Here is a 6,255-nt window from a genome sequence, read left to right on the forward strand (position 1 = left end):
TTGTGCCCTTTCGTCGGTGCGCGTCTAACCAGCCGCGGCCGGTTGCGGCTGCGGCATAGCACGGGGCGATGCGAGAGAAAACGCATCCGCCAGGAGAGAATAGGACCGCTTGCGCGCCTCGTGATCGAAGATCATCGTGGTGATCATGATCTCGTCCGCCTGGGTGGCCTGCGCAAGTTCGGTCAGCCGCGCCTTCACCATGTCCGGATCTCCCACCGCAAGGCGCTCGCGGTTCTTGGCAATGCGCTCGCGATCCATCGGCGAGTAATCGTATGCCAGCGCGACCTCGGGGCTTTCCAGTGGCGCATAAACGCCCTTCGCGCGGCGAACGAAATTCAGATCGATGGTCGAGGCCAGCCGTTCCGCCTCCCCGGCAGTTTCCGCAACGACCGCTGCGGTTGCGAGGATCGCAAGCGGCGCCTGCAGATGCTGCGATGGCTTGAACCTGTCGCGATAGAGCCGCATCGCGTGAACGGCATCGTGGCCCGCAAAGTGATGCGCGAAAGAGAATCCGGCGCCGATCTGGGCGGCGAGCTGTGCGCTGTAGTCGCTCGATCCGAGCAGGAAGATTGGAGGCAGGGGGACATCGTTCGGCATCGCATGCACGTTGCTGAACGGGTGATCCTTCGGATAGCCGTCATTCGAAAGCAGCAGCAATTCCTGGAGGCGATCGAGGAAATCGTCCTCGTCGCGGATATCCTGACGGCGCCGCAGCGCTATCGACGTCACGTGGTCGGTGCCGGGCGCGCGGCCGAGACCGAGATCGATGCGGCCCGGAAACAGCGCCTCAAGGACCTTGAATCGCTCTAGCACCGTGAGAGGCGCGTGGTTCGGCAGCATCACGCCACCGGAGCCGATGTGCATGTTGCGTGTCGCAGCTGCGATCTGCCCGATCATGATGTCGGGCGCCGAACTCGCGATATTCGGGAGGTTGTGATGCTCGGCGAGCCAGTAGCGGCGATAGCCGAGCGCGTCCGCATGACGGGCGAGATCGATGCTGTCGCGGAGCGACTGCGCGGCGGAGCCGCCTGCGGGCACCGGAGAAAGATCGAGGATGGAGAGTGAGGTCATGCGGCGTGACAATTGGGAGTGTCAGCCGATGTAATCCCGATTGCAGAAAAAGCCAGCCTTGGTGCCTGCCGGGCGGGCTTCCTCAGTTTCGGCCCATGTTGCCCATGAAGTTCGAGAACGGGGTGGCGTTCGCTGAAACGGCCGGTTGGGCGATCGCGGCGGTCCGCCGAACCACTGTCGCCCGTCTTGGTGCAGGTTTTTTCGGCGCGGCTTTCTTGCTTCTGACCTTTGGTGCCGGTCTGGGAAGCGGGATGCGTCCGGTGTGCAGGCGCGCCTTCGTTGCTTCCGGCAGGCTGGCGACCCTGACTTCGGGCTCGCTTGCGACAGCCGGCGCTGGATCATCAGCGACAACGAGAGGTTCCGCGGCAACGGGTTCCGCGGCCTTGGGCTGCTCGGCAATCGAGCCGGTCGAAACCGGGGTTTCAATTGCGACCGGCGGTGGCGCGGGTTCAGCAACGGCTGTCGGCGGCGCGGGCTCGGCGACGACGGGAGCGGCCGGTGCCTGCAATTCCGACGGGATGGTGGGCGGATATTGCACTGCGATCCGGATTTCAGGCGAGGGCGCGATCACCGGAGACGCTTTCGGTGTTTCGATGGCTGCAGGAACCGGGACGGGCGCTTCGGCCACCACGGGTGAGGGCGTCGGCGCCGGCGTTGCTTCGGGCGTGTCCGGGAATTTTTCGGGAGCGGCTTTTGCAACAGGCTCGGCAGGCCGCGTACCGGCATCGGTCGCGGTGGTGCGCACCGGCTGAGGCCGCTGATCCGACGATTGCTGTTCGTTTGTGACATCGCGAACCGGATTGCGCAGCGCCTTCGCGCTGACTGCGAAATCCAGTGCGAGAGGTTCAGGCTGCTTGCTCGGCTCGGGCCAGCTCAAGGCGATCCGGTTGACCGGAGTTTCTTCCATCGCGACGAGAAAGTCGGAGTTGCGCTTCGTCTCGGTGATCAGGCGCGATGAAGTGTAAAAGCCAACGCCTACGGTCAGAACGAAGGTCGACAGGACGGCAACGATGACGATCCGAAGATCGGGAAGCATTTGCAAATCCGGCCAAGGTCCGTGGGGTAACCCGAACGAGACACGGCGCGCCAGAATGTCTGGTGCCACGTCGTGATCGTGATGTCTGATAAGGACGACGCCAGCCGACCTCACACGCGAATCTTTTCTGATTCGCGACGGGGCGTCATGCAATTACTTGGGCAAATGTTTGATGCGCTACCGCAACGGGGGAAATCCGCCACAGCGGATCTCCCAAATGTGTTGCTCAAACAAACACGCGGCTCAACGCGTCGCGGTCGTGTTCGAATTGCGCGCGCTCTTGCCGCCGTCGCCGAGCACGACGACCTTCGTGCCGACCTTCACGCGCGTGTAGAGATCCATGACGTCCTCGTTGAGCATGCGAATGCAGCCGGACGAGACGAACTGGCCGATGGTGGACGGCTGGTTCGTTCCATGGACACGATAGATCGTCTTGCCGAGATAGAGCGCCCGCGCACCCATCGGATTACTTTCACCGCCGGCCATGAAGCGCGGCAGATAGGGTTGACGCTCGATCATCTCTGCCGGCGGATGCCAGTCCGGCCATTCCGCCATGCGGGTAATCTTCTCGGTGCCGGCCCAGGTGAAGCCATCGCGGCCGACGCCGATTCCGTAGCGGATCGCGGTGCCGTCACCGTTCACGTAATAGAGGAACGTGCTCGGCGTATCGATGATGATCGTGCCGGCCGGTTCCTTGGTCTTGTAGTCGACGACCTGCCGCCTGAATTGCGGAGGCAGTTCCTTGGGCTTTCCGACTTCCGGCTGATCTTCCGGCGGGAGGCTGGCAATCTGACCGGGCGCGATGGAACCCGTGGTGCCGGGCGCAACCTGGCGGCCGGGCTCGATGGCCATCGGGGGCCGGGGAGCGCCATCCTGCCGGGCCGCATACGGGTTGCCGGCGGGCGGCGGCGCATACGCACCCTGCGATGGCGCGCCATAAACCCCCGGAGGGGGCGACCCGTAAGCTGCGGGTGGCTGTGACCCATAGGTGCCGGACTGCGGCGGAGGCGCGTAGGCGCCGCCCGGAGGCGGAGGGGCATAAACGCCGGGGGCCGGTTCGCCGTAGCCGGGAGCGCGGGTGACGTAGTTGCGGTCAGGCGGCGGAGGCAGGGTTCCCGGCGCGGTCACGCGCGGATGAAGATCGTACGGGTAGTTGCCGCGATCGGAGGTTGGCGGCAGCGGCTGGCTGGTAACGGAGGGCTCATAGGCGCCACGGGGCGCGGCGCCCGGAGGCGGCAATCGATCGTCGTCGTCATCCGGGTCGATGGAGATCATGCGGTCGCCACCGCTGTATCCGCCCGGCGGATACGAGTATTGCGCCCAGGCCGGCTCCGCGACCGCGAAGCCGAAGGTCGCAAGCGATGACAACAACACCAGACGCCGCATTCGCTGAAGTCCCCCGTCCGAATTGCTCTTAGCGTATGCGAGATAGATTGGGCAGCATGAAGGCGCGGTAAAGACTGCGCCCGGCAACGATATTGTGATTCTGGCAGCGTCAGTCGGTCGAGAAGCCGCGCCCCCTGACATAGCTCCCGAAATCGGCGCGCTGCGGCTGGGCATAATGCCGCGCCTTCTCCTCCGACCATCCATATTCAGCCGCCCGCCCCCAAAGGGTGGTGTCGCGCTGGGCGCGGTAGGGCGCCTGCCCTTCGCGCCGGCGGTCGTAGGCGGCGATCTCGGTGGGCAGGTTCCCGTCGTCGAACCGGTTGCGGTGAACCGTTGCGGTCAGGGGCAGTCGGGGCGACATCCGGCCCTCGTCCGCCGGCCAGCCGATGCAGAGGCCCGCGAACGGGATGACCCGCTCGGGCAGGCCGAGCAGTTCGCCGATGCGCCCGGCATGGTCGCGGATCACGCTGATAGGACAGGTTCCAAGACCCATCGCCTCCGCCGCGGTCGCTGCCGTCGCCAGCGCGATCGCAGCGTCCGCCGCGGCATTGAAGACCAGATCGAAGTGATTGTTGGGAAACGGCTTGCCGCGAAGCTCCGCAACCTGCGTCAGTCGCCGCCCATTGGCCAGAAACACGAGGAAAGCGGGAGCCTGCGCGATCCAAGGCATGTCCGGGATCAGTCCGGCGATGCCCCGGCGGATTTCCGGATCGTCCACGATGACGATATCGCGCTGCTGTAGATCGCTTTTCGATGGCGCCGAGAATGCGCAGGCACAGATCAGCCGAAGCAGGCCCTCATCCATTGGTCTAGGGGAATATCGGCGGATGACGCGATGTTTGACGATTGGCTCAAGACGATCGAGACCGGGCCAGGCCGGGTCGACCGGAACATCTTCGCCGAAGCGGTCCTTGAGCAGGGCTTCCAGGTGGTAGGCAAGGGGCACGGGGAATCTCCGGTTGGTTGGCTTGTCCGTCACGGAACGGACTGCCACCTACTAGGCGCAAAAGGGATAACGGCGAATGCCATCGATCGCGGACTGGAAAATTGCGGCGGCGGTTCAACCACGCCCCGAGGATTACGCCTACGATCTCGACCGGGTGTTGCAATCGGTGGTCGGATTGCGCGCCGTGATGCCGAGCGATGCCTTCACCGCGGAAGCGCTGGGTACCGAGCGCGCCGGGCACGGGGTCGCGATTGGGGACAGGGGCCTCATTCTGACGATCGGGTATCTGATCACCGAGGCGGACCAGATCTGGCTGCACCTGCCGGATGGCCGCGCAATCGCGGGCTCCGCGATCGGTTTCGACCAGGCGACGGGCTTTGGCCTCGTGCAGGCGCTGGGAAGCATCGGCCTTCCGGCCCTGCCGCTCGGAGATTCGAGTGCCGTGGCGATCGGCGACAAGCTGGTCGTTGGCGGCTCTGGCGGGCGCAAGCGTTCGGTTGCCGCGGACGTGGTCGGAAAGCAGGAATTTGCGGGCTATTGGGAATACGTCCTCGACGAAGCGATCTTCACTGCGCCGTCGCATCCGAACTGGGGCGGGACCGCGCTGATCGGCCCGCGCGGAGAATTGCTCGGCATCGGATCGCTGCAACTGGAAGCCAGCGCCGGCAACGACATCAACATGGTGGTTCCGATCGACCTGCTGAAGCCGATCCTCGACGACATGCTGTCCTTCGGTGCGCGCAAGGGGCCGGTACGCCCGTGGCTCGGGATGTACGTCGCAGACGCCGATGACAAGCTCGTTGTCATGGGGGTGACCAACCGCGGCCCCGCCCAGCGCGCGAAGATCGAGGTCGGCGACGTTCTGGTCGCGGTCAACGGCGCGAAGGCCGAAAGCCTCGCCGATCTGTTCCGGAAGATCTGGGCCCTCGGAGAGGCCGGCGTCGATGTGCGGCTTGAATTGCTGCGCGACAATCGCGACGTTGAGGTGACGGTGAGGTCCGCCGACCGCAATGCATTCCTGAAGTCTCCGCGGATGCACTGACAGTGCACGTGGGCGAAGCGTCACCTGCGCGAATTGGCCAGCGCGGTGGTCTGAAATTCATTCGCCTGCAGCACCATGTTTCCCATCAGGCTCGAGACGGCGAGGCGCACCGGCGCAAGGATATGCGTGCCGGTAACCGGTGCGAGCCAGACCTCGATGTCACGCCCTTCCGACAGGAACTTGATCAGCGGGCTCGACGAACGATGGCCCGAGTACGGCGTGAACCTGATCGCGCAGACCATCACCATGCTCTGCTTGCCGCCCTCGCTCTTGATGATGTCGGTGCGCTTGTAAGACAGCGCTAGGTCGTAACGCCGGCGTCCGTCGAACATCGGCAATGTGCGTTCGCAGCCCTCGCGAGCCATCGGATCGGCCCCGCCGGGAATGAGAAGCGCCGAAAGCGGATCGATCACACCGATCTTGTGCGCCGGCTCGATGGGAACGCGGTCGCTTTCAAGCGGAGGCTCCTCGACCTTCAGGTCGCGCACGCGTGAACCGTCGAAAGCGATCTGGACATTGACCTTCTCGTCCTCGCGCACGACCGCAGAGACGAAGCTCAGCGGCCGCGGCTGGCCATCCTTCATCTGTCCCTTGACGGTCACATTGCCTTCGCCGCGGATCAGGAGACTGAGAAAGCCGCTGACCGCGCCGCTGGCCGACAGCGTGTAGTCGGTGGTGCCGAGTTCGGCCCGCCATGACAGCTTCCCGAGCGTCATGCCCGACATGGTGAGTGTGTAGCGCGCGTCAAATTGAGCCTGCGCGTGCGCGGGCGCA

The 6,255-nt window shown here is 64.7% G+C and carries 6 protein-coding genes; 1 reads left to right on the top strand and 5 read right to left on the bottom strand.

The genetic code is table 11. The features are described 5' to 3' along the window. Positions 1–24: 24 nt before the first annotated feature. From VNZ93_RS04615 to VNZ93_RS04630, 4 genes are all read right to left on the bottom strand, one after another. Positions 25–1,071, bottom strand: coding sequence for an LLM class flavin-dependent oxidoreductase (locus tag VNZ93_RS04615; protein ID WP_325700721.1), 1,047 nt, complete (start codon positions 1,069–1,071; stop codon positions 25–27). 82 nt (positions 1,072–1,153) lie between these two features. Further along, positions 1,154–2,107, bottom strand: coding sequence for a hypothetical protein (locus VNZ93_RS04620; RefSeq protein ID WP_325700724.1), 954 nt, complete (start codon positions 2,105–2,107; stop codon positions 1,154–1,156). A gap of 243 nt (positions 2,108–2,350) precedes the next feature. Further along, complete coding sequence (locus tag VNZ93_RS04625; protein WP_325700727.1) at positions 2,351–3,493, bottom strand: L,D-transpeptidase; 1,143 nt, start codon at positions 3,491–3,493, stop codon at positions 2,351–2,353. Between the two features lie 109 nt (positions 3,494–3,602). After that, positions 3,603–4,439, bottom strand: a complete 837-nt coding sequence (locus VNZ93_RS04630) for a nitroreductase family protein (RefSeq protein WP_325700730.1) — start codon at positions 4,437–4,439, stop codon at positions 3,603–3,605. Positions 4,440–4,515: 76 nt separating this feature from the next. Between VNZ93_RS04630 and VNZ93_RS04635 the strand changes: the two genes are divergently transcribed. Beyond that, positions 4,516–5,481 carry a S1C family serine protease gene (locus tag VNZ93_RS04635; RefSeq protein ID WP_325700733.1) on the top strand — a complete coding sequence of 322 codons (966 nt, stop codon included), beginning with the start codon at positions 4,516–4,518 and terminating at the stop codon, positions 5,479–5,481. A 20-nt stretch (positions 5,482–5,501) separates the two neighbouring features. Here the strand turns inward: VNZ93_RS04635 and VNZ93_RS04640 are convergent. Continuing rightward, positions 5,502–6,255 (bottom strand): DUF3108 domain-containing protein (locus tag VNZ93_RS04640; protein WP_325700736.1); only part of this gene is annotated, 754 nt, incomplete at its 5' end.

Source organism: Pseudorhodoplanes sp., from assembly GCF_035565795.1.
Taxonomy (GTDB): Bacteria; Pseudomonadota; Alphaproteobacteria; order Rhizobiales; family Xanthobacteraceae; genus Pseudorhodoplanes.

What these genes read in the sequence shown, in the direction of transcription:
- VNZ93_RS04615 (WP_325700721.1), bottom strand. Translation starts at nt 1,071, where the DNA reads ATGACCTCACTCTCCATCCTCGATCTTTCTCCGGTGCCCGCAGGCGGC.
- VNZ93_RS04620 (WP_325700724.1), bottom strand. Translation starts at nt 2,107, where the DNA reads ATGCTTCCCGATCTTCGGATCGTCATCGTTGCCGTCCTGTCGACCTTC.
- VNZ93_RS04625 (WP_325700727.1), bottom strand. Translation starts at nt 3,493, where the DNA reads ATGCGGCGTCTGGTGTTGTTGTCATCGCTTGCGACCTTCGGCTTCGCG.
- VNZ93_RS04635 (WP_325700733.1), top strand. Translation starts at nt 4,516, where the DNA reads ATGCCATCGATCGCGGACTGGAAAATTGCGGCGGCGGTTCAACCACGC.